Below are 20,616 nucleotides of genomic sequence, written 5' to 3'. Positions count from 1 at the left end.
TATCGCGTTTGGGTACGCTACGGCCGTGGACCTTCACAAGCACGCCCCAGCCGCACCGCGCACCTCCGAGCTGCGCGCCTCGGACGCCGACCGTGACCGCGTCGCCGACATGTTGCGCGAAGCCCTCGCCGAGGGGCGGCTCACCGCGGACGAGCACGCCGAGCGCGTCGAGGGTGTGCTGGCCGCCAAGACCGTCGGTGAGCTGGACGTTTTCGTGCGGGACCTGCCCGCCGCCCACCGCGGCCGGGACACCGCCGCCCCGGCCCCCCACCACCCCACCGCCGGCGCCATCCCGGCCGAGCCCGACGAGAATGTGGTGGCGGTCTTCAGCAGCGCCGTCCGCAAGGGCCGCTGGCGGGCGAACCGCCGCATCCACGCCTACGCGGTCTTCGGCAGCGTCGAGATAGACCTCAGCGAGGCGGTCTTCGAGTACCAGCAGGTCGTCATCAAGGCGTTCTCCGTCTTCGGCAGCGTCGAGGTGCGCGTCCCGGAGAACGTTTCGGTGCGCGGCGCGGGCGGCAGCGTCCTCGGCAGCTTCGAGGTCCACACCCTCGACTCCAGCGAGGCCGAGGCTCCCGTGATCTACGTGGACGGCTGGGCCGTCCTCGGCAGCGTCGAGGCGCGTCCCAAGCGCGGCAAGGTCGTCGCGGACATCCTCGACCGGGTGCACCGCCGGGTCGAGAAGGGCATGCGCAAGCACCTGTAGCGCGGCACGGCAGCGGTTGGGAACCCAGTGCATAGGCACGCGTACAACGGGTAAGCCTTGACGCATCGTCTCTCGCTAGCGAAGCCGTCGTCAGGAGTAGACCCGTGCTGCAACCGCCGCATTCGTCCCTGCAGGTAGCTGCCGTTCCGGCCCAGCGGGGGCCCGTGCGGGACAGGGACCAAGACGCTCCCTGGCACACCGAGGCGGTGTGCCGGCGCGACGAGGCCGCACTGTTCTTCGCCCCCTCCAAGGAACCGACCGCCGCCCGGCTCTCCCGCGAAGAGGCCGCCAAGCGGGTCTGCGCGCGCTGTCCGGTCATGGTCGAGTGCCGCGAGCACGCCCTGCTGCAACCGGAGCCGTACGGCGTCTGGGGCGGCCTCACCGCCGCCGAACGCCGCGTGGTCCTGGCCAGGCGCCGCCGCCGCGACGTGGAACTCAAGAACGCCGCCCGCACGACGGGCCGCATAGCGGCGGCCGGCTGAAGACCCAGACAAACGAAAGGGCACCCTCTCCGCACAGAGGGTGCCCTTTCGGCGCCGGGAACGCTTCACGACTTGCCCACGGCACTTCCCGGCGCCGGGGAAGGCAGCCAACCAAGGGGCGCGGGGCTGTGTCTGACCTGCGGCTCCGCCGCGCGGGCGCGACCGGCCACGACGGCGCCGCAGCCGCCACACAACAGGCACCCCCGCTTCAAACGGCGCCCCGCACAACCGACGGAGTCACTTCGCCCGGTCGAAATCGATCGCGCTGTACGCCCGCAGCTTGCTCAGCCGGTGCTCGGAGTCGATCCGCCGCACCGTGCCCGACTTCGACCGCATGACGATCGAGTCGGTCGTCGCCGTCTCCGAGCGGTACCGCACCCCGCGCAGCAGCTCGCCGTCGGTGATGCCGGTGGCGACGAAGAAGACGTTGTCCCCGGAGACCAGGTCGTCGGTGGTCAGCACCCGGTCCAGGTCGTGCCCCGCGTCGACCGCGCGCTGCCGCTCCTCGTCGTCCTTGGGCCACAGCTTGCCCTGGATGGTGCCGCCCAGGCACTTCACGGCGCAGGCCGAGATGATGCCCTCCGGCGTGCCCCCGATGCCGAGCAGCAGGTCGATGCCGGTGCCCTCGCGCAGGGCCAGGATGGAGCCGGCCACGTCGCCGTCGGAGATCAGCTTGATGCGGGCGCCGGTCTCCCGGACCTCCTTGATGAGGCCCTGGTGCCGGGGCCGGTCGAGGATGACGACGGTGACGTCCTCCGGCGTGCGGCGCTTGGCCTTGGCGATCCGGCGGATGTTCACGGCGACGGGCGCGTTGATGTCGACGAAGTCGGCGGCCTCCGGGCCCGTGACCAGCTTGTCCATGTAGAAGACCGCGGACGGGTCGAACATGGAGCCGCGCTCGGCCGCGGCCAGCACCGCGATCGCGTTGGTCATGCCGTTGGCGGTCAGCGTGGTGCCGTCGATGGGATCGACGGCGATGTCGACCTCCGCCCCGGTCCCGTCGCCGACCCGCTCTCCGTTGAAGAGCATCGGCGCCTCGTCCTTCTCGCCCTCGCCGATGACGACGACGCCGTTCATCGAGACGGTGTGGACGAGGGTTCGCATGGCGCGCACCGCGGCACCGTCGGCGCCGTTCTTGTCACCGCGGCCGACCCAGCGGCCGGCGGCCATCGCCGCGGCCTCGGTGACCCGCACCAGCTCCATGGCGAGGTTGCGGTCGGGGGCCTCTGAGGGGACGTCCAGTTCGGACGGGAGATGATGCTCGGTCATCGGAACGCACCTTTCTGATACGACGACGGCCGGATGAGGGTGTGGCCACGACTCTATCGTCAGTCCGACAGAATGAGCAGGGGACCCCACGTATGAGCACATGGGGGACCTGCGACGATAGGGGGCGTGGCAGGTACGAACGGCAAGCAGAAGACGGCCCGGGACATGGTCCTCTCCCTGGGGGTCATCGTTCTCGCGGGACTGGTCATGTATCTCTTCATCCCGCACGACGACGACGGCGGGCCGGACATCAGGCGGGTCGACTACACGGTCGAGCTGACCACCGCGCGCCGAGCCGCCCCGTATCCGGTGGCGGCGCCCGAGGGGCTGGCCGAGGAGTGGAAGCCGACCTCCGTCCGCTACCGCGGCGCCGAGGGCAACGCCTGGCACCTGGGCTACCACGCCCCCGACGGGGAGTACGTGGCGGTCGAGCAGTCGACGCGGAAGCCGGCCGAGTTCATCGAGGAGGCCAGCCAGGGCGCGCGGAAGACCGGGACCACCGAGGAGATCGGCGGCCGGACGTGGACCCGTTACACGGGCGGGCGGTACGAGGCCCTGGTGCTGCACGACACCGACGGCGTGAAGGGCGCGACGACGGTCGTGGCCGGCACGGGGTCGTTCGAGCAGCTGGGCAAGATGGCGGCGGCGCTGAAGCTGGCCTGAGCCGGCGCCGTACCCGCACGGTTTCCGCGGAGGAAGCTTCGCGAGCACGACGAAGCCCCCGGTGCGCGCACCGGGGGCTTCGTCGTGCTCGTGGGTCTCAGACGGTGGTGACGACCTGGTCGTAGGCCAGGCGCGGGGAGCGCGGGAACCAGGCGTCCGGGCCCGGGCGGCCGATGTTGACGACCATCAGCGGGGTGTGGTCGTCGTCCAGGAACTCCTTGCGCACGCCCTCGAAGTCGAGGCCGGTCATCGGCCCGGCGGCCAGGCCCGCGGCGCGGACGCCGACGATGAAGTACGCGGCCTGCAGGGCGGCGTTCAGCGTGGCGGCACCCTCGCGCACGGGGCGCTCGCTGAAGAAGGCGTCCTTGATCTGCGGAGCGTGCGGCATGAGCTGCGGCAGCTCCTCGTGGAACTCGTTGTCCGCCGACAGGATCGCGACCAGCGGGGCGGTGGCCGTCTTGGGCCGGTTGCCCTCGGCCATGTGCTGGACGAGGCGCTCGCGGGCCTCCGGGGAGCGGACCAGCGTGATGCGCAGCGGCGACTGGTTGAAGGCGGTCGGGCCGTACTTGACCAGGTCGTAGATCGCCTGCACCTGCTCGTCGGTCACCGGCTCGTCGGTGAAGGTGTTCGCGGTGCGGGCCTCGCGGAACAGCAGGTCCTGCGCGGCGGGGTCAAGAACGAGAGACATACGTGATCTTCCTTGCGGGGTGCGTCGGCTCCGCGTGACGTGGGGGCCGGAGCCGTTGACGGCGACGACACTACGCCAAAGAAGTTCAACCTTCAACCAAAAAGGGAGTGGGGTGATCCGCTTCACAGAGTCAACCGTTCAAGTGATGCGGATCACAGGCGTCCGGCGATTGTTTTTCCTGCCGACCGCGGTCCTGTATGGCAGTACACCGTCGTTCGAACGCAGGGAGTGCACCGACATGAGCAGCAGCACCGTGAAAGGCCCCGCCTCCTACTTCCCCTCCATCGAGAAGAAGTACGGCCGCCCGGTCGCGGAGTGGAAGGACCTCATCCGGTCCTCGCCGCTCACCAAGCACATGGAACTGGTCACCTGGCTCAAGACCGAGCACGGCCTCGGCCACGGGCACGCCAACGCACTCGTCGCGCACACACTGGCCGAGGACACGGCGAAGGAGAGCTAGGAGACCCCGGCCTCGTTCTCGCCGTCCCCGCCCTCCGTGTCCGCCTCCTCGGCCAGCGCCGCGTCCAGGCGGGCCCGGGCGCCGTCCAGCCGGCGGCGGCAGACCTTCGCCAGCTCCTCGCCCCGCTCCCACAGGGCGAGGGACTCCTCCAGCGTCGTACCGCCGGCCTCCAGCCGCCGGACGACCTCGATCAGCTCGTCCCGCGCCTGCTCGTACCCGAGCGCCTCGGACATCGCCGTCGGCTGCTCCACCTCGCTGGTCATCCATCCACCCTATGCGTCGACTCGTACGGAGAAATCGCCCTCGGAGACCCGGGCACGCAGCGTCTCACCGGGCTCCACCTCGCCGGGGTCGCGGACCGCGTGGCCGTCGGCCCGCTGGAGCACCGCGTACCCGCGCTTGAGGGTCGCGGCGGGGGAGAGGGCCACCACGCGCGCGTGCGTGTGCGTCAGCTCGGAGTCGGCCCGGTCGAGGTGGTGCCGCAGCGAGCGGCGGCCCCGCTCCAGCAGGGCCGTCACCTGTTCGGCCCGCTCGTCGATCATCCGGTGCGGATCCTGTATCGACGGCCGGGCCAGCGCGTGGGCCAGCCCCCGCTCCTCACGGTCGACGAACGCCGCCACACACCGCCGGGCGCGGTCGCGCAGCAGCCGTACCCGCTCGTACTCCTCGCCGACGTCCGGTACGACCTTCTTCGCGGCGTCGGTCGGCGTGGAGGCGCGCAGGTCCGCGACCAGGTCGAGCAGCGGACTGTCCGGCTCGTGGCCGATCGCCGAGACGACCGGCGTACGGCACTGGGAGACCGCCCGCACCAGCTGCTCGTCGGAGAACGGCAGCAGGTCCTCCACGCTGCCACCGCCCCGCGCTACGACGATCACGTCCACGTCGTCCAGCGCGTCCAGCTCCTTCACCGCCTGCACCACCTGCGGCACCGCGTGCACGCCCTGCACCGGGACGTTGCGCACCTCGAAGCGGACGGCGGGCCAGCGGTGCCGGGCGTTCTCCAGGACGTCACGCTCTGCCGCCGACGCCCGGCCGCACACCAGGCCGATCAGCTGCGGCAGGAACGGCAGCGGCTTCTTCCGCTCCGCCGCGAACAGCCCCTCGCGCGCGAGCGCCTTCTTCAGCTGCTCCAGCCGCGCCAGCAGCTCCCCGACGCCCACCGGCTTGATCTCGGCGGCCCGCAGCGACAGCTGCCCGCGCGGCGCGTACCACTCCGGCTTGGCGTGCACCACCACCCGCGCGCCCTCGCCGACCACGTCCGCCACGGCGTCGAACACCTGCCGGTAGCAGGTCACGCTCACGGAGATGTCGTACGACGGGTCGCGCAGCGTCAGGAACACCACACCGGCGCCCGGCCGCCGCGACAACTGCGTGATCTGTCCCTCGACCCACACCGCGCCGAGCCGGTCGATCCATCCCCCGATCAGCCGGGACACCTCGCCCACGGGCAGCGGGCTTTCGGGAGTCGAGTTGGCAGCCATGCGCCCGAGCGTAACGGCCGGGTCCGACAATCCCGGCCCGCACAGCCCGCGCGACCTCACAGCCTGGCCGCGACGACCACGTCCCTGCGCGCCTCCCCGGCCTCCCAGTCCCGCGGTGTCCGCGTCCCCCGGCGCCCCGGGCCCTGCGGCCCCGCCGAGCCCGCGTCGCCGCGCCCCGGCCTCACGCCCCCGCCGTCTCCGCGTCCCGGCGCCCCCGCCACTGCGCCGCCAGCACCACCAGACCCACCGCCAGCCAGATCGCCCCGACCACCTGCGCGGTCCCCGACGCCTCCACGATCACCGCGATCGTGATCGCCGCGCCCAGCACCGGCACCAGCAGGTGCCGCCACCAGCTCACCGGGCCCCCGCCGCGCCGGACCACGAACCAGCCCACCACGCTCGCGTGCAGCAGCGTGAACGCGGTCAGCGCGCCGACGTCGACCACCGAGACCAGGTGATCGAGACCGTCGTCCCGGCGCGCCGCCCACACCGCCGCCGCCATCGTGATCACGGCCGACACCAGCAGCGCCACGCGCGGCACCCCGGCGTACGTCCGAGACAGCACCCCCGGCAGCCGCCGGTCGCGGCCCATCGCGAACAGCAGCCGCCCGGCCGCCGCCTGCCCGGCCAGCGCCGCGAACGCCGCGCCGATCGCCTTGCTCACCGCCACCAGATCGTGCAGCCACGTGCCCACCGACGCGTCCACGGCGTCGTAGAACGCCGACCCCTGCCGCTCCGGCTCCGCCGCCAGCTGCGCCGACGACACCGGTTCGAGCAGCGCCACGAGGTACGTCTGCGCCACGAACAGCACACCCGCCAGCGCCAGGCAGAACAGCAGCGCCCGCGCGACCTTCGCCGAGCCTCCGGTGACCTCCTCCGCGAAGGTGGCGATCGCGTCGAAGCCCAGGTACGACAGCACCGCCACCGACACCGCGCCGACCACCGCCGACAGCGCGAACGCCCCCTGCGTGCCGTCCCCCGACAGCGGCGAGAGCCAGTCGCGCTCGGCCCCGTCCTGCGCCAGGACCACGATCGCCGTGGCCACGAAGACGATCAGCACGACGATCTCCATGGCGAGCACCAGGAAGCCCACCCGGGCCGCCGTCCGCACCCCCCACAGGTTCAGCAGCGTCGTGACGACCACCGCGATCGCCGTCCACACCCACCGCGACACCTCGGGGACCAGCGCCTCCATCGCGATGCCGGAGAACAGGTACGCCACCGCCGGGATGAGGACGTAGTCCAGCATCGCCATCCAGCCCGCGATGAACCCGGCCCCGTTTCCGAGCCCCGCGCGCGCGTACGCGAACACCGACCCCGCCTGGGGGACCACCCGCACCATCTGCGCGTAGCTGAAAGCGGTGAACGCCATCGCGACCGTGGCGACGAGGTAGACGAGGGCCACCGCACCGTGCGACTTGGCGTCCAGCGTGCCGAACACGCCGACCGGCGCCATGGGCGCGATGAACAGCAGACCGTAGACGACCAGGTCCCTGAAGCCCAGGCTGCGCCTCAGCTGGTGTTCCTCACCGGCCCCCGGGGCCGTCGTACCGGTCTGCGACATCGTTCCTCCGCCAGCGCCTCGGACTCCGTCTCCAAACGTTCCCGCCAGTCTCCCCGGCAACGCCGCACCCACGCGATCTTTGACCCGCCGAACGCGGCCTTACGATGGGTGCCATGACTGCTTCGCCTGGCCGCCGTGTCCTGCTCGCCGCCCCCCGTGGCTACTGCGCGGGTGTGGACCGCGCCGTGATCGCCGTCGAGAAAGCCCTGGAGCAGTACGGGGCTCCGGTGTACGTCCGACACGAGATCGTCCACAACAAGTACGTCGTCCAGACCCTGGAGAAGAAGGGCGCGATCTTCGTCGAGCGGACGGAGGAGGTCCCGCCGGGGAACATCGTGATGTTCTCCGCGCACGGCGTGGCCCCCGTCGTCCACGAGGAGGCCGAGCGCGGCCGGCTCGCCACCATCGACGCCACCTGCCCGCTCGTCACCAAGGTCCACAAGGAAGCCGTCCGCTTCGCGAACGACGACTACGACATCCTGCTGATCGGCCACGAGGGCCACGAGGAGGTCATCGGCACCTCCGGCGAGGCCCCCGACCACATCCAGCTCGTCGACGGACCCGAGGACGTCGCGAAGGTCGAGGTCCGCGACCCGTCGAAGGTCGTCTGGCTGTCGCAGACCACCCTCTCCGTCGACGAGACCATGGAGACCGTCGACGCGCTCAAGGACAAGTTCCCGCAGCTCATCTCCCCGCCGAGCGACGACATCTGCTACGCCACGCAGAACCGTCAGCTCGCGGTCAAGCAGATGGGCGCCGAGGCGGAGCTCGTCATCGTCGTCGGCTCCCGCAACTCCTCCAACTCCAAGCGCCTCGTCGAGGTCGCCAAGCAGGCCGGCTCCCGCGAGGCGTACCTGGTGGACTTCGCCGACGAGATCGACGAGTCCTGGCTGGAGGGCGTCACCACGGTCGGCGTCACCTCCGGCGCCTCCGTCCCGGACGTCCTGGTCGAGCAGGTCCTGGAGTGGCTCTCGCAGCGCGGCTTCGAGGACGTGGAGATCGTCAAGGCCGCCGAGGAGTCCATCACCTTCTCCCTGCCCAAGGAACTGCGCCGCGACCTGCGCGATGAGGCGACGTCCCTGGCGGCGGAGCGGGGCGGCTCGGGTACGGCGGGAGCCTGACCGGCCGGGCCACCGCCTGGGTGACTGTCAGTCGTCCGTCGTAACGTGGAGCCATGCAGATCTTCGGCGTGGACATCGGCGGATCCGGGATCAAGGGCGCCCCTGTGGACCTCGACAGGGGCGACCTGGCCCAGGAGCGCTGCAAGGTGCTGACCCCGCACCCGGCGACCCCCGACGGCGTGGCCGACGGAGTCAGACAGGTCGTCGAGCACTTCGGGTGGACCGGACAGGTCGGCCTCACCTTCCCGGGCGTCGTGACGGGCGGCGCGACGGTGCGCACCGCGGCCAACGTCGACAAGAGCTGGGTCGACACCGACGCGCGCGGCCTGTTCAGCGAGCGGCTGGGCGGGCTGGACGTGACGGTCGTCAACGACGCGGACGCGGCGGGCGTCGCCGAGATGCACTTCGGGGCCGGCCGCGGCCGCAAGGGCACGGTCATCCTGCTCACCTTCGGTACCGGCATCGGCAGCGCGGTGTTCACCGACGGGGTCCTCGTCCCCAACACGGAGCTGGGCCACCTGGAGCTGGACGGGCACGACGCGGAGAAGCGCGCCTCCAGCAAGGTCAAGGACGACCACGACATGTCGTGGGAGCACTGGACCCACCGCGTCCAGAAGTACCTCGCGCACGTCGAGATGCTGTTCTCGCCGGAGCTGTTCATCATCGGCGGCGGAGTCAGCCGGAAGTCCCACAAGTTCCTGCCGCACATCGAGGGCGTCCGGGCGGAGATCGTCCCCGCTCAGCTGCAGAACAACGCGGGGATCGTGGGGGCGGCGATGCGGGCGGCGGGCTGAGCGGGGCCCGGCTGAGCGGGGGTCGGTTGCGAGGGGCCTGGCTGAGGGGGGTCGGCTGCGAGGGTGCCGTCAGGCGGCCGGGGGCCGGTTCCGGGCGGCGGCCCGTCGCCGCACCAGCCGGATCCGGCGGACGATCACGGCCGACCCGGCGACCAGCGTCCCGCCGTACAGCCATCCCGCCTCGGTGGCCAGCGCGGTCACGAGCCCCATCAGCCGCCCGCCGAGACCGTCCCCGCTCTCGGCCACGGGCACCAGCCCCACCGCGAAGGCGATCGGCACGACCACGGGGGCGGTCAGCAGGTCGCCCCTGCGCACCCAGAGCGCGGTGAGCAGGCTCACCGGCACGAACAGCACGCCGTACACGGTCAGCGACGCTCCGAACAGCAGCCCGTCCAGGAAGCCCAGCAGGGTCATCACGGCCGCGCAGAACAGACCGCTGCCCAGTCCCGTCAACCGGGGATTGGGCAGCGCGCGCAGAGCACGCACCGCCCGGGCCACCGGCGAACCCGGCGGTCCGGGAGCCGGCCGCACCGGTGCCGGTCGCTGTCGCACCGGCCGCCCGACCCGCCCCACCGGCGGCCGTGCGGCAGCGGCGCCGCCCCGCCCCTGAGCGGGCAGCGGCGCCCCGTTTCGTCGCGGTCCGTACTGCGCAGGTCGCGTGCTGTATTGCTCCACTGGACCAACTTAGGTCTGTTTATGTGCCGAATAGCCCGACAGACACGCCGTCGGTCGGAGCTTGGCCAAGCGTTCGACTCCGCGCGGGCCCGGCACGGCACACCCCGTAGACTGGTGGATCGGCCCTGCCTGGCCTACCCCGTCCCGCCCCACTCCACCCATCCCTCCGCATCTCACGTACGGGAAGTCGCAACGTGTCGCTCACGATCGGAATCGTCGGTCTGCCGAATGTCGGCAAGTCGACCCTGTTCAACGCCCTGACCAAGAACGACGTGCTCGCGGCCAACTACCCGTTCGCCACGATCGAGCCCAACGTCGGCGTCGTGGGCGTCCCCGACCCCCGCCTGACGAAGCTGGCCGAGATCTTCTCCTCCGAGAAGATCCTCCCGGCCACGGTCGACTTCGTCGACATCGCGGGCATCGTGCGCGGTGCGAGCGAGGGCGAGGGCCTGGGCAACAAGTTCCTGGCCAACATCCGCGAGTCCGACGCGATCTGCCAGGTCATCCGCGCCTTCAAGGACGAGAACGTCGTGCACGTCGACGGCAAGGTCTCGCCGAAGGACGACATCGAGACGATCAACACCGAGCTGATCCTCGCCGACCTGCAGACCATCGAGAAGGTCCTCCCGCGCCTCCAGAAGGAGTCGCGCATCAAGAAGGACGTCGCTCCCAAGGTCAAGGCGGTCGAGGAGGCCAAGGAGATCCTGGAGAAGGGCGACACGCTCTTCGCGCACGGCATCGTCCAGGGCACCGAGCGCAACGAACTGCTCCACGACCTCCACCTCCTCACCACGAAGCCCTTCCTCTACGTCTTCAACGTCGACGAGGACGAGCTGACCGACGAGGACTTCAAGAACGAGCAGCGCGCCCTGGTCGCCCCCGCCGAGGCGATCTTCCTCAACGCCAAGCTGGAGGCGGACCTCGCCGAGCTGGACGAGGACGAGGCCCTCGAACTCCTCCAGTCCGTCGGCCAGGACGAGCCCGGCCTCGCCACCCTCGCCCACGTCGGCTTCCGCACCCTCGGCCTGCAGACCTACCTGACGGCCGGCCCCAAGGAATCCCGCGCCTGGACCATCAAGAAGGGCGCCGCCGCCCCCGAGGCCGCCGGTGTCATCCACACCGACTTCCAGAAGGGCTTCATCAAGGCCGAGGTCATCTCCTTCGACGACCTGGTCGAGACGGGCTCGGTCGCGGAGGCCCGCGCCAAGGGCAAGGCGCGCATGGAGGGCAAGGACTACGTGATGCAGGACGGGGACGTGGTGGAGTTCCGCTTCAACGTGTAGCCGTGCCGTACGGCCACGCCGATGGCCCGACGGACACGCAAGCCGGCCAGGGGCCCGGCCTTTCGAGGCCGGGCCCTTCCGTTTCCGCGTCGGGATGCCGGCGGCGCGCCGGTGAAGAAACCTCGGAGGTCTCGGCTGTCTACGCCAACGTCTATGTTAGTAACATCGGATTTAGTATCACGCGTGGAGGTCGCCGGGCATGCCGCCCTCACCGACGCGCCTGTTCCCGTCGTGGCGGTCTCGCGCAGTGGAGTCGACTGCCGGGGGCTCGATGCCGCCTACGGCCCCGGCGACCTGCTGACTGCTTGGCCACTGTGAGTGCCTACAGCCTTGCTGTCCGGTGCGGGGTCAGGCGCCTTGATTTTCATCGTGCTGGGTAGGTCCTGGATTTCCTGCCCCCTGCGCCGGGCTCCACAGGAAGGTGCAGCAGGTCGGCTCCCAGGACCGTGCGGCCGCTGAAGCCGGCTCGGCGCGCGCTGTTCCTGAGCAGTCGGCGCCATGTCGCTTCGGGAACGGCCGCCGGGTCACCGGGGCTGAGGTGGGTGGCGACGAGTGTCCGTACGTCGGCTTCGGCGGCGATCCTGCCGAGGTCCGCGACATCCGTGTGGGTGGCCAGGATGTGGTCGATCATCTCCTGCGGCAGCCCCAGGCCCGCCAGTCCGTCGGGATACAGGGCCTCGTGCACGAGGACGTCCGCGTGCCGGGCGAGTGCGACCAGGTTCGGGGTGGGCGAAGTGTCGCCGGAGAAGACGACACTGCCGTGGTCGGTGTCGAAGCGGTAGGCGTAGGCGGGGAACACCGCGCCGTGCGGGACCAGCACCGCGGTGACCTTGACGTCGTCGTCCTCCATGACGGTGAAGGGGAGCATCCTCGGGGCGGTGTCGGTCGCCGACGCACCCGTGCTCGCGGGCGGCAGAACGTCGTGGACGCGCAGCAGGGCGGTGGGGTCGGAGCCCGTGTGCTCGCTCATGAAGAAGCTCGGCGAGGCGGCGTACGCCCGCGCGGCCAGCTCTGTCATCTCGGCGGTGCCCGGGACCGGTCCGGGCGCGGTGGCCACGGTCGACGGGATGCCTGCCGGACCGGGTCCGTAGACGTCGATCGGGGTGCGGAAGCCCGCCTCCCCCGAGGCTCCGGCGGAGAGCAACGGAAAGGCGTAGTAGTCCACGACGTGGTCGGCGTGCAGGTGGGTCAGGAAGATGCCGGTGAGCGAGGGCATGGACAGGCCGGCCCTCATGTACTGGCTGACCGCTCCCCGGCCGCAGTCGACGACGTACGTCCTGCCGTTGACGACCAGGGCCGAGGAGATGCCGTACCGGGCGGCCAACGGGGGCGGGCCCCCGTTGGTGCCCAGCAGGGTCAGTGACACAGGCGCCTCGGACGGAGGTGCCGGGCGGGCGGGTGCGGCCACCGCCTGCGGGCCTGCCCACTGCGCCGTGACCGCGGCCGCGCCGGCGAGACCGGCGAGCATCGCTCTGCGCGTGGTACGGCCGGGCGCCACGGACCGCGCCTCGACGGTCTCACGGTCCTTCGACGGCTGGTCCCCTGCGGATCGGTGCATATGGCAGCGCCTCTCTACGGCTCACGGCGGCTCACGGCGGCTCGCGGCGGCTCACGGGAGTGGGGCGCGCGGACAGGAAGGGCAGGCCGGGACGGGATGGGGCCGCTGTGACTGCCGCGCCGTGCAACGATCTCCGCCGGCTCAGGCCGTGTCCACACTGTGGTCGGGATCGAGCGTGCGCGGAGCGCAGGATTAGGTGGCGCGGTACGTCGGGACGGCACCGTCGCCGGGAAGCCCCCGACCGGTGGTCGCCTACCATCCATGGCATGACGAGCGTACGAAGGATGACGGCGACGGACCGTCGGCAGCGCATCGTGCGGGCGGCCGGCGAGTTGTTCATCGTGCGTGGTTACACGGGCGTCTCCATGGAGGACGTTCTGGCGGCGGTGGGCGGGTCGAAGGCGACGCTCTACCGGTACTTCGCGGACAAGAGCGCGCTGTTCCGCGCCGCCGTGGAGGCGCTGTGCGACGAGTGGTCGCGGCCGTTGCACGCCTTCGCGCCGGACGGCGAGAGTCTCGCCGACAACCTGGTGGCGCTGGGTGAGCACTTCGCCTCCATCGTCCTCAGCCCGCAGGCCGTCGCCCTGCACCGGCTGGTGACGGCCGAGGCGGAACGGATTCCGGGGCTGGGCGCGGTGTTCGCGGAGCACGGACCGGCCGCGGGGCACGCGGTCATCGGGCGTTGTCTGCGACAGGCGTGCGACGACGGCCTGATCGAGGTCACCGATCCGCTCCGGGCCGCGGCGCAGTTGTACCAGGCCATGCTCGGGGACGCGCAGATGCGGCTGCTCACCGACGCGCCGCGCAAGCTCACCGAGGCCGAGGTGCACGCGTCCGTCGTGGAGGCGGTGCGCGTCTTCCTCCGTGGCGTGGCCGTTCGCGCCACTGAGTGACGGGGGCCGACCTCTTCCCGTTCCCCGTTCCCCGTTCCACAGCGGTCACGTTGGCGCGGGCGGACCTCTTGCGGGCATGTGTACTGGACCGTACCGTACATCCGTCCGCCACCGTCGTCAGCCCGACGGCCGAGCGAGCGCTTCTGGTACCGCACGGAGGGAAGGCCGATGACGACGACGATCCGGGCCGAGCACGTGGGAAGCCTGCTGCGACCCGCCGAACTACTGGCGGCGCGCGCCGAGCACCGGCAGGGCGCCCTGCCGGCCGAGCGCCTGACCGAGCTGGAGGACGCCGCGGCGGCGGCCGCGCTGAAGCTGCAACGGGACGCCGGCATGCAGGTCTTCACCGACGGCGAGGTGCGGCGCGACGACTTCATGGCCTCGGTGGTCCAGACCGTCGGCGGACTGGTCCCCGCCGAGGAGTCGTCGACCCGGCCACGCTGGCACCGCGACACCGACGGCGCCGAACTGGAGGGCGAGGTCGCCGCCGTCGCGATCGGCGGACCCCTGTTCCGGCGCACCCCGCTGTCCCTGACCGAGGCCCGGTGGCTGGCCGAGAACTCCTCCGGCCCCTACAAGATCACCATGGCGAGCCCGACCATGGTGGCGGGCTTCTGGCGTCCGGGTGTGTCCGACGGCGTCTACCCGACCCGGCAGGACGCGGTCGCCGCGCTCGCCGAGATCTACCGGCGGGACATCGTCGGGCTGATCGACGCCGGGGCCACCTGGCTGCAGCTCGACTCCCTCGCCTACTGGGCCAACATCGACCCGGAGGCCGCGCGGATGCGCCGGGTGACGGATCTCGACGCTCACCTCGGTCACATCATCGACACGGACAACTCGCTGATCCGTGCCGCGCGCGCCCATCGACCCGGGACGACCGTCGCCATGCACTTCTGCCGCGGCAACATGCGCAGCGCCTGGTCCGCCAAGGGTGGTTACGAACCCATCGCCGAACGGGTCTTCGGCGAGGTGGAGGTCGACCGGTTCCTGCTGGAGTACGACACCGAACGTTCCGGCGGCTTCGAACCGCTGCGGCTCGTCCCGCCCGGCAAGACCGTCGTGCTGGGGCTGGTGTCGACCAAGGTCGCGGAGCTGGAGTCGGTCGACACCCTGCGACGCCGCATCGACGAAGCCTCCCGGTACCTGCCCCTGGAGCAGCTCGCCCTCAGCCCGCAGTGCGGGTTCGCCTCCACGAGCCAGGGCAACCTGCTGACCGTCGACGACCAGCGCCGCAAGCTGGAGCTGGTGGCCAGGACGGCCCGCCTCGTGTGGGGCTGAGGGAACGCTACGGGGCGGGGGAGGGGGCGCCGCCGCCGGCGCCCGTGCCGTTGGAGGCGAGGGCCAGCAGCCGGGCCGCCTTGAGTTCCGTCTCCTCCCACTCCCGCTCGGGGTCGGAGCCCCAGGTGATCCCGGCGCCGGTCCCGAAGAACAGGCGCTCCAGGACGCGGTCGGCCCAGAAGGTGCGGATGCCCACGGCGAGTTCACCGTGGCCGCGGTCCGCGTCGACCCATCCGACAGCACCGCAGTACGGCCCCCGGGGCGCGGTCTCCAGAGCGCGGATGATGTCGAGCGCGCTTTCCTTGGGGGCGCCGGTGACGGAGCCGGGCGGAAAGGCCGCCGCCAGCAGGTGCGCCCAGCCGGCCCCGGCACGCAGTTCCCCGCGTACGGTGGAGACCAGGTGGACCAGCCCCGGGTGTTTTTCCACGGCGCACAGGTCCGGGACGGTGACAGTGCCGGTCGCGCAGACCCGGCCGAGGTCGTTGCGGACCAGGTCGACGATCATGACGTTCTCGGCGTGGTCCTTCTCCAGGAGATCCGCCTCGGTACGTCCGGTCCCCTTGATCGGTCCCGACTCGATCACCCGGCCGGAACGGCGCAGGAACAGCTCGGGAGAGGCCGAGACCACTTCCACGCCGTGCTCCGGCAGCCGGACCAGACCGGCGTAGGGGGCATGGTGCCGTGCGGCGAGCCGGTCGGCGAGCGCCTCGATGTCCGCGTCGGCGGCGAGCGGCGCGGAGAGTACGCGGCAGAGGTTGGCCTGGTAGACCTCCCCGGCGGCGATGTGTGCGCGAACACGCCGTACGCCCGCGGTGTAGGCGGCCCGGTCGAGCGAGGTGGTCCACTGGTCCCGCCCCGGTCCACGCCACCGGCCCGCCGGACGCGCGTCCCGCGGAGAGAAGCGGACGTCACGGAAGCGGGCGCACGTCAGACGGCCTTCGAAGTCGGCGACGACAGCCCAGAAGCCCTCGGAGTCGAGAGCCCCGGGATCGTGGGTGACGTCGACGAGACCGGTCGCCAGGCGGCCGGCGAACCTGGCCAGCGGAGCGAGATCCTTCAAGTCCGGCGCCTTTCCTGGGCTTTCCTGGGCTTTCCTCGGATTTCCTCGGCGGAGACGCGCGTGCTGGTGTCGGCGCTCGCCCGGGGCCGGAGCCCGGCTACGCGGGCACGGCCTCCCGCCCGGCTTCCCACTCGGCTGCCTGGAGGGTGTTGACCAGGAGCATGGCGATGGTCATCGGGCCCACGCCGCCGGGCACGGGCGTGATGCGGCCGGCGATGCCGTCGAGTTCGGCGGCGCGGACGTCCCCGGTGATGCCGTCGGGGGTGCGGTGGATGCCGACGTCGATGACGGTGGCGCCGGGCTTGACGTGCTCGGGGCCGATCAGGCCGCGGACGCCGGTGGCGACCACGACGACGTCGGCGGGGCGGGTGACGGCGGCGAGGTCGGCGGTGAACTCGTGGGCGACGGTCACCGTGGCACCCCGGCGGAGCAGCAGCTGGGCCAGAGGGCGGCCGACGAGTTCGCCCCAGCCGACGACGGCGACGCACGCGCCCTTCAGCGCGATGTCTTCGGCGTCGAGGAGTGCGATGACGCCGCTGGGGGTGCAGGGGCGCAGCCCGCGTTCGCCCCGGGCCAGGCGGCCGGCGCTGGCCGTGGTGAGGCCGTCGACGTCCTTGGTGACCGGGACGCGGTCGATCAGCGGCGCGGCGTCGAGGTGCACGGGCAGCGGGAGTTGGAGGAGGATGCCCGAGACGTCCGGGTCGGCGGCCAGTTCGTCGACGACCTCCGCCACCGCGTCCTGGGTGGCGTGCCGAGGAAGGTGTCGGTGGACGTCGCGCATCCCCGCCTCGCGGATGGCGTGCCGTTTGGCGGCGACGTACACGGCACTGGCCGGATCGTCGCCGACCAGGATCGTCGCCAGCCCGGGAACGTGACCGTCGGACTTGAGCTGGGCGACCCGCTCGGCGACGCGGGCCCGGATGTCCCGGGCGAGCCGGGCGCCGTCGATCGTGGTGGTCATGGTGGCGAACCGCTTTCTGTGATCGGTGGACGATTCGCCCGGTGGCGAGGGTTGCGTGCGGGGTCGCGGCCGTACGCGACCGCGGTGTACGGCGCCGGGGGGACCGGGGCGGCGGTGAGCACCGCGGCGGACCGTGCGGAGTCCGCCACGTCCGCCGCCCCGGTGGCCTGTTCCGGCGCGCGACGAGACCACCTGTCCCCCGTTCCGGGCGGTTTCCCCGTCGGGCCGTGTGGACGGACCGACGGGATCGGCTGTGATTCACACGAAGAATTCAGGTGACGAATTCACACGAAAGTTCGGGCGAAAAGTCCAGGCGAAGAATTCAGGCGAAGACGATGGTGTGGTTGCCGTTGCGGACGACCCGGTCCTCGGCGTGCCAGAGCACCGCGCGGGAGAGGACGGCGCGTTCGACGTCGGCGCCGCGGCGGGTGAGGTCGGCGGCGGTGTCGGCGTGGCTGACGCGTACGACGTCCTGCTCGATGATCGGGCCCTCGTCGAGGTCCTCGGTGACGTAGTGGGCGGTGGCACCGACCAGCTTCACGCCGCGTTCCTTGGCCTTGGCGTAGGGGCCGGCGCCGATGAAGGCGGGCAGGAAGGAGTGGTGGATGTTGATGATCGGCACGCCGGCCTGCTCGATGAAGTCGCCGGAGAGGATCTGCATGTAGCGGGCGAGGACGACGAAGTCCACGTTGTCCTTGAGCAGCCGCAGGTGCTCGGCCTCGGCGGCGGACTTGTCCGGCCCGGCGGAGGGGACGTGGAAGAAGGGGATGCCGAAGCTGCGCACCTCCTCGGCGACGTCGGGGTGGTTGGAGATGACCATCGGAATGCTGACCGGCAGTTGGCCCTGCCGGTGGCGCCAGAGCAGGTCGAGCAGGCAGTGGTCCGACTTGGAGGCGAAGACGGCCACGCGCTTGGGGACCGACAGGTCTCGCAGGGTGTAGGTGAGTCCGTAGCGCTTGACCAGCTCCTCGTCGAAGTCGGCGCGCAGTGCGGGCAGGGCGGCCTGGAGGCCGTCCAGGCCGAAGACGGTGCGCTGGAAGAAGGCACCTCCCTGCGGATCGTCCGAGTACTGGTCCAGGGAGACGATGTTGGCGCCGTGCTTGCTCAGGACGGAGGCCACGGCCGCGACGATGCCGGTCGCGTCGGCGCCCTGGACGATCAACGACGCCTGGTGGTCGGTCCCCTTGTTTCTCCTGGCCGCCGCGGTGAGAGCGGCCTGGGTGGTGACCGTCATGCGAGCGCTTCCTTCCTGAACTGGGCGATCCATTCGGACGTGGCCTTGAGACCGCCGAACGTGTAGAAGTGGATCTTCACTGTGCCGTGCCGGGCCGGGTCGTAGCCCTCGGCGAGGGCGTGCAGGAACTTGTCCGGTCCCGCGGTTCCCATGAGGTTGGTGATCGACAGGCCGTACTTCTTGGCGATGGAGGCGCTGGTGCCCACACCGAACCGGGCGGCGTACGACATCAGCCGCCGCACCCCGGCCGGACCGGGTACGCCTATGCGGACCGGCAGCGTGATGCCGTGGCCGCGGACCTGCTCGAGCCAGGCGAGGACGGGGTCGACGTCGAAGCCGAACTGGGTGATGACGCTGCCGTCCAGGCCCTGGGCGGCCAACGACGCGCTCTTCTCGCGGAGCGCGGACCACAGCACGTCCCCCGGTATGTCCGGATGGCCCTCCGGATATCCCGTGATGCCGACGTGCCGGACGCCGTACTCCGGGAGCAGGCCCGACTCGATCAGGGCCAGGGAGTCCGCGTACGGACCCTCCGGGCGCGTCGGGTCGCCGCCGACGGCGAAGACGTCCGCGCCGGTACCGTCCGCCTGGAGGCCGGCGAGGAACTGCTCGAAGTCGGCCCGGGAGGTGAGGCGTCGGGCGGAGATGTGCGGTACCGGCGTGAAGCCCAGGCGTTTGACGGCCCGGGCGGCGTCGAGCCGCATCCGCAGGTTCTCGTTGCCGAGGAAGGTGACGTTGAAGCGGGTGCCCTGGGGGATGAGGCCGGCGGCCTCATCCAGCTTGGGCACGTCCTTGCCGGTCATTTCCAGGGAGAAGTCCTCCAGCAGTGACGTACTCACCACCGGGGACGCGGTGCCGAGGGGGTTCATGATGCTCCTTGCGAAGGCGGGGGCGACCGGCCCGGCGGGTCCGATGCCCGCGGTCGAGGACGGCGGTGGGAGGGCGCCCGGAACCGGGCCGGCCGGGACGTCTTCTCCCGGCCGGCCGTGCGGGGAACCGACCGGGCCGCGGGGCGGCCTCTGTCAGGCGTTCCGGCGGTAGTCGGTGCGGGCGTACCGGTCGAACGGGCTGGGCTGGACGGTGGCGCGGATGCGCGGGAGGCCGAGGTCGGCTTCGGGGTCGGTACCGGTGCCGGGGTGCTCGCCCCAGACCACCGTCACCTCGGTGCCGGGCGCGGCGTGGGCGGTGTCGATCAGCGTCAGGGCCAGGACGGAGCCGACCGGATCGATGGTCGCCGTCTGCATGGTGACGCCGGCCAGACCGGCGGAGGTCTCCACCCGGTGGCGGGCGTAGCTGAGCACGAAGCCGGGGTCCTTCCCCCCGCCGATCACGCGGCGCACGTCGTCCGGGTCGAAGACGAGGGTGACCTTCCGGCGCAGGTTCTCGTCCGCCCTGGCGGCCAGCAGGGCGTCCCGGCCGTGGAAGTCGTGCCCGAAGTGGATCATCTTCCCGTAGCCCAGCTCGTACGGGGAGACGTAGTAGTCCTCGATGTTCTCGGAGAAGTAGCTGCCGTTCAGGGGGCGCTTGCCCTCGATGCCGAACAGCGGGAGCCACGCGCGGTACTCGGCCAGCTCGGGGTCGGTGTAGATGCCGGGCACGGGTGACGGGATCCAGCCGCTCTCCACGCTCGGCGTCGCGTACGCCAGGGCTCCGACCTGGACCAGGCCGAGCGGCTCACCGGCCTTCACGAACGCCTCGTGCACGTACGCGGCGTGCTCCCAGGGGCCGATGAACTCGTAGCCGGCCTGGCCCGCCATGCCGTGGCGCAGCGCCTTGAACGCGCGGCCGTCCAGGGCGACCGGCGTGGAGTGGAAGAACTTGGTCTCCGGGATCGGGCCGCCGAAGACCTCGCCGATCAGTTCGAGGGCCAACGGGCCCTGGATCTGGTAGCGGAAGAGCTTCGGATCGCCGCCGCCCGGGCGGAAGGCGGAGGACGGGTCGGTGGCGAAGGAGACGTCGTACCCGGCCTTCTCCGCGTGGTACTGGACCCAGTGCTGGGAGGCGGGCACACCGCTGAGCACGTAGGCGTTCTCGGCCTCCCGGGAGAGGATGCCGTCGGTGACGATGTGACCGTGACGGGTCACCGGCACGTACTGCTTGGCCTGGCCGATCGCGAACTTCTCGAAGTTGTTGGCTCCGTACTCGGCCAGGACCCGGGTGGCGTCCGGGCCCTCGATCCACAGGTCGAACATGTGGTGCGAGAGGTTCAGCAGGGCGACGCCCTCGTGCCAGGCACGCTGCTCCGTGCGCCAGCCGACGAACTCCCGGTCCACCACCTCCGGCGTCCACGGCTCGGCGCCCGGCTGCCACAGCAGGCCGATCGGCGAGCCGGCCTTGTCAATGCCGTCCTGAAGGCTGGGGGCTGTCATGCGACTCCTTCTTTCCAAGCGGTACGTCCGGGAACTGGATCGATCTAGTTCCTGTGGTTCCGAGTGCGGCTCAG

General features: G+C 71.3%; 21 protein-coding genes. 9 read left to right on the top strand and 12 right to left on the bottom strand.

Features of this window, described 5'->3' with window-relative positions; all coding sequences use genetic code 11:
- Nucleotides 1-25 precede the first annotated feature (25 nt).
- Both ABS735_RS31485 and ABS735_RS31480 read left to right on the top strand, forming a co-directional pair.
- Nucleotides 26-706: a DUF1707 SHOCT-like domain-containing protein gene (locus ABS735_RS31485; RefSeq protein ID WP_373902661.1), complete on the top strand. Its 681-nt coding sequence runs from the start codon at nucleotides 26-28 to the stop codon at nucleotides 704-706.
- A 104-nt stretch (nucleotides 707-810) separates the two neighbouring features.
- Complete coding sequence (locus tag ABS735_RS31480; protein ID WP_373902660.1) at nucleotides 811-1,188, top strand: WhiB family transcriptional regulator; 378 nt, start codon at nucleotides 811-813, stop codon at nucleotides 1,186-1,188.
- A 237-nt stretch (nucleotides 1,189-1,425) separates the two neighbouring features.
- Here the strand turns inward: ABS735_RS31480 and glpX are convergent, their stop codons facing one another.
- Nucleotides 1,426-2,457, bottom strand: coding sequence for a class II fructose-bisphosphatase (gene glpX, locus ABS735_RS31475; RefSeq protein ID WP_030145768.1), 1,032 nt, complete (start codon nucleotides 2,455-2,457; stop codon nucleotides 1,426-1,428).
- A 126-nt stretch (nucleotides 2,458-2,583) separates the two neighbouring features.
- On the opposite strand from glpX, the gene ABS735_RS31470 reads away from it, so the two are divergent.
- Entirely contained in the window at nucleotides 2,584-3,120 is a 537-nt protein-coding gene (locus ABS735_RS31470) for a DUF4245 domain-containing protein (protein WP_373902659.1), read from the top strand.
- A 97-nt stretch (nucleotides 3,121-3,217) separates the two neighbouring features.
- On the opposite strand, the gene ABS735_RS31465 is transcribed toward ABS735_RS31470, so the two are convergent.
- On the bottom strand, nucleotides 3,218-3,808 hold the full coding sequence (locus tag ABS735_RS31465; protein ID WP_373902658.1) for a malonic semialdehyde reductase: 591 nt from the start codon (nucleotides 3,806-3,808) through the stop codon (nucleotides 3,218-3,220).
- 238 nt (nucleotides 3,809-4,046) lie between these two features.
- On the opposite strand from ABS735_RS31465, the gene ABS735_RS31460 reads away from it, so the two are divergent.
- Entirely contained in the window at nucleotides 4,047-4,268 is a 222-nt protein-coding gene (locus ABS735_RS31460; protein ID WP_153178150.1) for a DUF4287 domain-containing protein, read from the top strand.
- On the opposite strand, the gene ABS735_RS31455 is transcribed toward ABS735_RS31460, so the two are convergent.
- From ABS735_RS31455 to ABS735_RS31445, 3 genes are all read right to left on the bottom strand, one after another.
- Nucleotides 4,265-4,531, bottom strand: coding sequence for an exodeoxyribonuclease VII small subunit (locus tag ABS735_RS31455; protein ID WP_373902657.1), 267 nt, complete (start codon nucleotides 4,529-4,531; stop codon nucleotides 4,265-4,267). The two genes, ABS735_RS31460 and ABS735_RS31455, sit on opposite strands and share 4 nt — an antisense overlap.
- A gap of 9 nt (nucleotides 4,532-4,540) precedes the next feature.
- Nucleotides 4,541-5,749: an exodeoxyribonuclease VII large subunit gene (gene xseA / locus ABS735_RS31450; protein WP_373902656.1), complete on the bottom strand. Its 1,209-nt coding sequence runs from the start codon at nucleotides 5,747-5,749 to the stop codon at nucleotides 4,541-4,543.
- Nucleotides 5,750-5,930: 181 nt separating this feature from the next.
- Nucleotides 5,931-7,313 carry an APC family permease gene (locus ABS735_RS31445; RefSeq protein WP_373902655.1) on the bottom strand — a complete coding sequence of 461 codons (1,383 nt, stop codon included), beginning with the start codon at nucleotides 7,311-7,313 and terminating at the stop codon, nucleotides 5,931-5,933.
- A gap of 104 nt (nucleotides 7,314-7,417) precedes the next feature.
- Between ABS735_RS31445 and ABS735_RS31440 the strand changes: the two genes are divergently transcribed.
- Both ABS735_RS31440 and ppgK read left to right on the top strand, forming a co-directional pair.
- Entirely contained in the window at nucleotides 7,418-8,434 is a 1,017-nt protein-coding gene (locus tag ABS735_RS31440; protein WP_373902654.1) for a 4-hydroxy-3-methylbut-2-enyl diphosphate reductase, read from the top strand.
- Between the two features lie 53 nt (nucleotides 8,435-8,487).
- Nucleotides 8,488-9,228 (top strand): polyphosphate--glucose phosphotransferase, encoded by a 741-nt coding sequence (gene ppgK / locus ABS735_RS31435; protein WP_373902653.1) that lies wholly within the window; start codon nucleotides 8,488-8,490, stop codon nucleotides 9,226-9,228.
- Between the two features lie 69 nt (nucleotides 9,229-9,297).
- Here ppgK and ABS735_RS31430 read toward each other — a convergent pair whose 3' ends face one another.
- On the bottom strand, nucleotides 9,298-9,903 hold the full coding sequence (locus ABS735_RS31430; protein ID WP_373902652.1) for a DUF6542 domain-containing protein: 606 nt from the start codon (nucleotides 9,901-9,903) through the stop codon (nucleotides 9,298-9,300).
- Between the two features lie 194 nt (nucleotides 9,904-10,097).
- On the opposite strand from ABS735_RS31430, the gene ychF reads away from it, so the two are divergent.
- A complete protein-coding gene (ychF, locus tag ABS735_RS31425) occupies nucleotides 10,098-11,186 on the top strand; it encodes a redox-regulated ATPase YchF (protein ID WP_373902651.1) in 1,089 nt (362 codons plus the stop codon).
- A gap of 364 nt (nucleotides 11,187-11,550) precedes the next feature.
- Here ychF and ABS735_RS31420 read toward each other — a convergent pair whose 3' ends face one another.
- A complete protein-coding gene (locus ABS735_RS31420) occupies nucleotides 11,551-12,744 on the bottom strand; it encodes an MBL fold metallo-hydrolase (protein ID WP_373902650.1) in 1,194 nt (397 codons plus the stop codon).
- A gap of 266 nt (nucleotides 12,745-13,010) precedes the next feature.
- Here ABS735_RS31420 and ABS735_RS31415 point away from each other — a divergent pair, with 266 nt between their 5' ends.
- Nucleotides 13,011-13,637 (top strand): TetR/AcrR family transcriptional regulator, encoded by a 627-nt coding sequence (locus tag ABS735_RS31415; protein ID WP_373902649.1) that lies wholly within the window; start codon nucleotides 13,011-13,013, stop codon nucleotides 13,635-13,637.
- A 168-nt stretch (nucleotides 13,638-13,805) separates the two neighbouring features.
- Entirely contained in the window at nucleotides 13,806-14,918 is a 1,113-nt protein-coding gene (locus ABS735_RS31410; RefSeq protein WP_373902648.1) for a cobalamin-independent methionine synthase II family protein, read from the top strand.
- A 7-nt stretch (nucleotides 14,919-14,925) separates the two neighbouring features.
- Here the strand turns inward: ABS735_RS31410 and ABS735_RS31405 are convergent, their stop codons facing one another.
- From ABS735_RS31405 to ABS735_RS31385, 5 genes are all read right to left on the bottom strand, one after another.
- Nucleotides 14,926-15,978 (bottom strand): chorismate-binding protein, encoded by a 1,053-nt coding sequence (locus ABS735_RS31405; protein WP_373902647.1) that lies wholly within the window; start codon nucleotides 15,976-15,978, stop codon nucleotides 14,926-14,928.
- Between the two features lie 97 nt (nucleotides 15,979-16,075).
- Nucleotides 16,076-16,939, bottom strand: a complete 864-nt coding sequence (locus ABS735_RS31400; protein ID WP_373902646.1) for a bifunctional 5,10-methylenetetrahydrofolate dehydrogenase/5,10-methenyltetrahydrofolate cyclohydrolase — start codon at nucleotides 16,937-16,939, stop codon at nucleotides 16,076-16,078.
- A 322-nt stretch (nucleotides 16,940-17,261) separates the two neighbouring features.
- Nucleotides 17,262-18,173, bottom strand: coding sequence for a formyltetrahydrofolate deformylase (gene purU / locus ABS735_RS31395; protein WP_373902645.1), 912 nt, complete (start codon nucleotides 18,171-18,173; stop codon nucleotides 17,262-17,264).
- Nucleotides 18,170-19,042: a methylenetetrahydrofolate reductase gene (locus ABS735_RS31390; protein ID WP_373902644.1), complete on the bottom strand. Its 873-nt coding sequence runs from the start codon at nucleotides 19,040-19,042 to the stop codon at nucleotides 18,170-18,172. Before ABS735_RS31390 ends, purU begins: the two co-directional genes overlap by 4 nt.
- 153 nt (nucleotides 19,043-19,195) lie before the next feature.
- Nucleotides 19,196-20,542, bottom strand: coding sequence for an aminomethyl transferase family protein (locus tag ABS735_RS31385; protein ID WP_373902643.1), 1,347 nt, complete (start codon nucleotides 20,540-20,542; stop codon nucleotides 19,196-19,198).
- Between the last annotated feature and the right edge of the window lie 74 nt (nucleotides 20,543-20,616).

The sequence above is a fragment of the Streptomyces sp. MMCC 100 genome (assembly GCF_041538145.2).
Lineage (GTDB): Bacteria > Actinomycetota > Actinomycetes > Streptomycetales > Streptomycetaceae > Streptomyces.
The sequence above is the reverse complement of the archived record's forward strand: the minus strand, read 5'-3'. Positions and strand labels throughout refer to the sequence as shown.

Excerpts from the sequence above, each read along its gene's own strand:
- glpX (WP_030145768.1), bottom strand. The coding sequence starts at position 2,457 with ATGACCGAGCATCATCTCCCGTCCGAACTGGACGTCCCCTCAGAGGCC.
- purU (WP_373902645.1), bottom strand. The coding sequence starts at position 18,173 with ATGACGGTCACCACCCAGGCCGCTCTCACCGCGGCGGCCAGGAGAAAC.
- xseA (WP_373902656.1), bottom strand. The coding sequence starts at position 5,749 with ATGGCTGCCAACTCGACTCCCGAAAGCCCGCTGCCCGTGGGCGAGGTG.
- ppgK (WP_373902653.1), top strand. The coding sequence starts at position 8,488 with ATGCAGATCTTCGGCGTGGACATCGGCGGATCCGGGATCAAGGGCGCC.
- ABS735_RS31415 (WP_373902649.1), top strand. The coding sequence starts at position 13,011 with ATGACGAGCGTACGAAGGATGACGGCGACGGACCGTCGGCAGCGCATC.
- ABS735_RS31420 (WP_373902650.1), bottom strand. The coding sequence starts at position 12,744 with ATGCACCGATCCGCAGGGGACCAGCCGTCGAAGGACCGTGAGACCGTC.
- ABS735_RS31445 (WP_373902655.1), bottom strand. The coding sequence starts at position 7,313 with ATGTCGCAGACCGGTACGACGGCCCCGGGGGCCGGTGAGGAACACCAG.
- ABS735_RS31440 (WP_373902654.1), top strand. The coding sequence starts at position 7,418 with ATGGGTGCCATGACTGCTTCGCCTGGCCGCCGTGTCCTGCTCGCCGCC.
- ABS735_RS31465 (WP_373902658.1), bottom strand. The coding sequence starts at position 3,808 with ATGTCTCTCGTTCTTGACCCCGCCGCGCAGGACCTGCTGTTCCGCGAG.
- ABS735_RS31460 (WP_153178150.1), top strand. The coding sequence starts at position 4,047 with ATGAGCAGCAGCACCGTGAAAGGCCCCGCCTCCTACTTCCCCTCCATC.
- ABS735_RS31410 (WP_373902648.1), top strand. The coding sequence starts at position 13,806 with ATGACGACGACGATCCGGGCCGAGCACGTGGGAAGCCTGCTGCGACCC.
- ABS735_RS31455 (WP_373902657.1), bottom strand. The coding sequence starts at position 4,531 with ATGACCAGCGAGGTGGAGCAGCCGACGGCGATGTCCGAGGCGCTCGGG.
- ABS735_RS31390 (WP_373902644.1), bottom strand. The coding sequence starts at position 19,042 with ATGAACCCCCTCGGCACCGCGTCCCCGGTGGTGAGTACGTCACTGCTG.
- ABS735_RS31385 (WP_373902643.1), bottom strand. The coding sequence starts at position 20,542 with ATGACAGCCCCCAGCCTTCAGGACGGCATTGACAAGGCCGGCTCGCCG.
- ABS735_RS31400 (WP_373902646.1), bottom strand. The coding sequence starts at position 16,939 with ATGACCACCACGATCGACGGCGCCCGGCTCGCCCGGGACATCCGGGCC.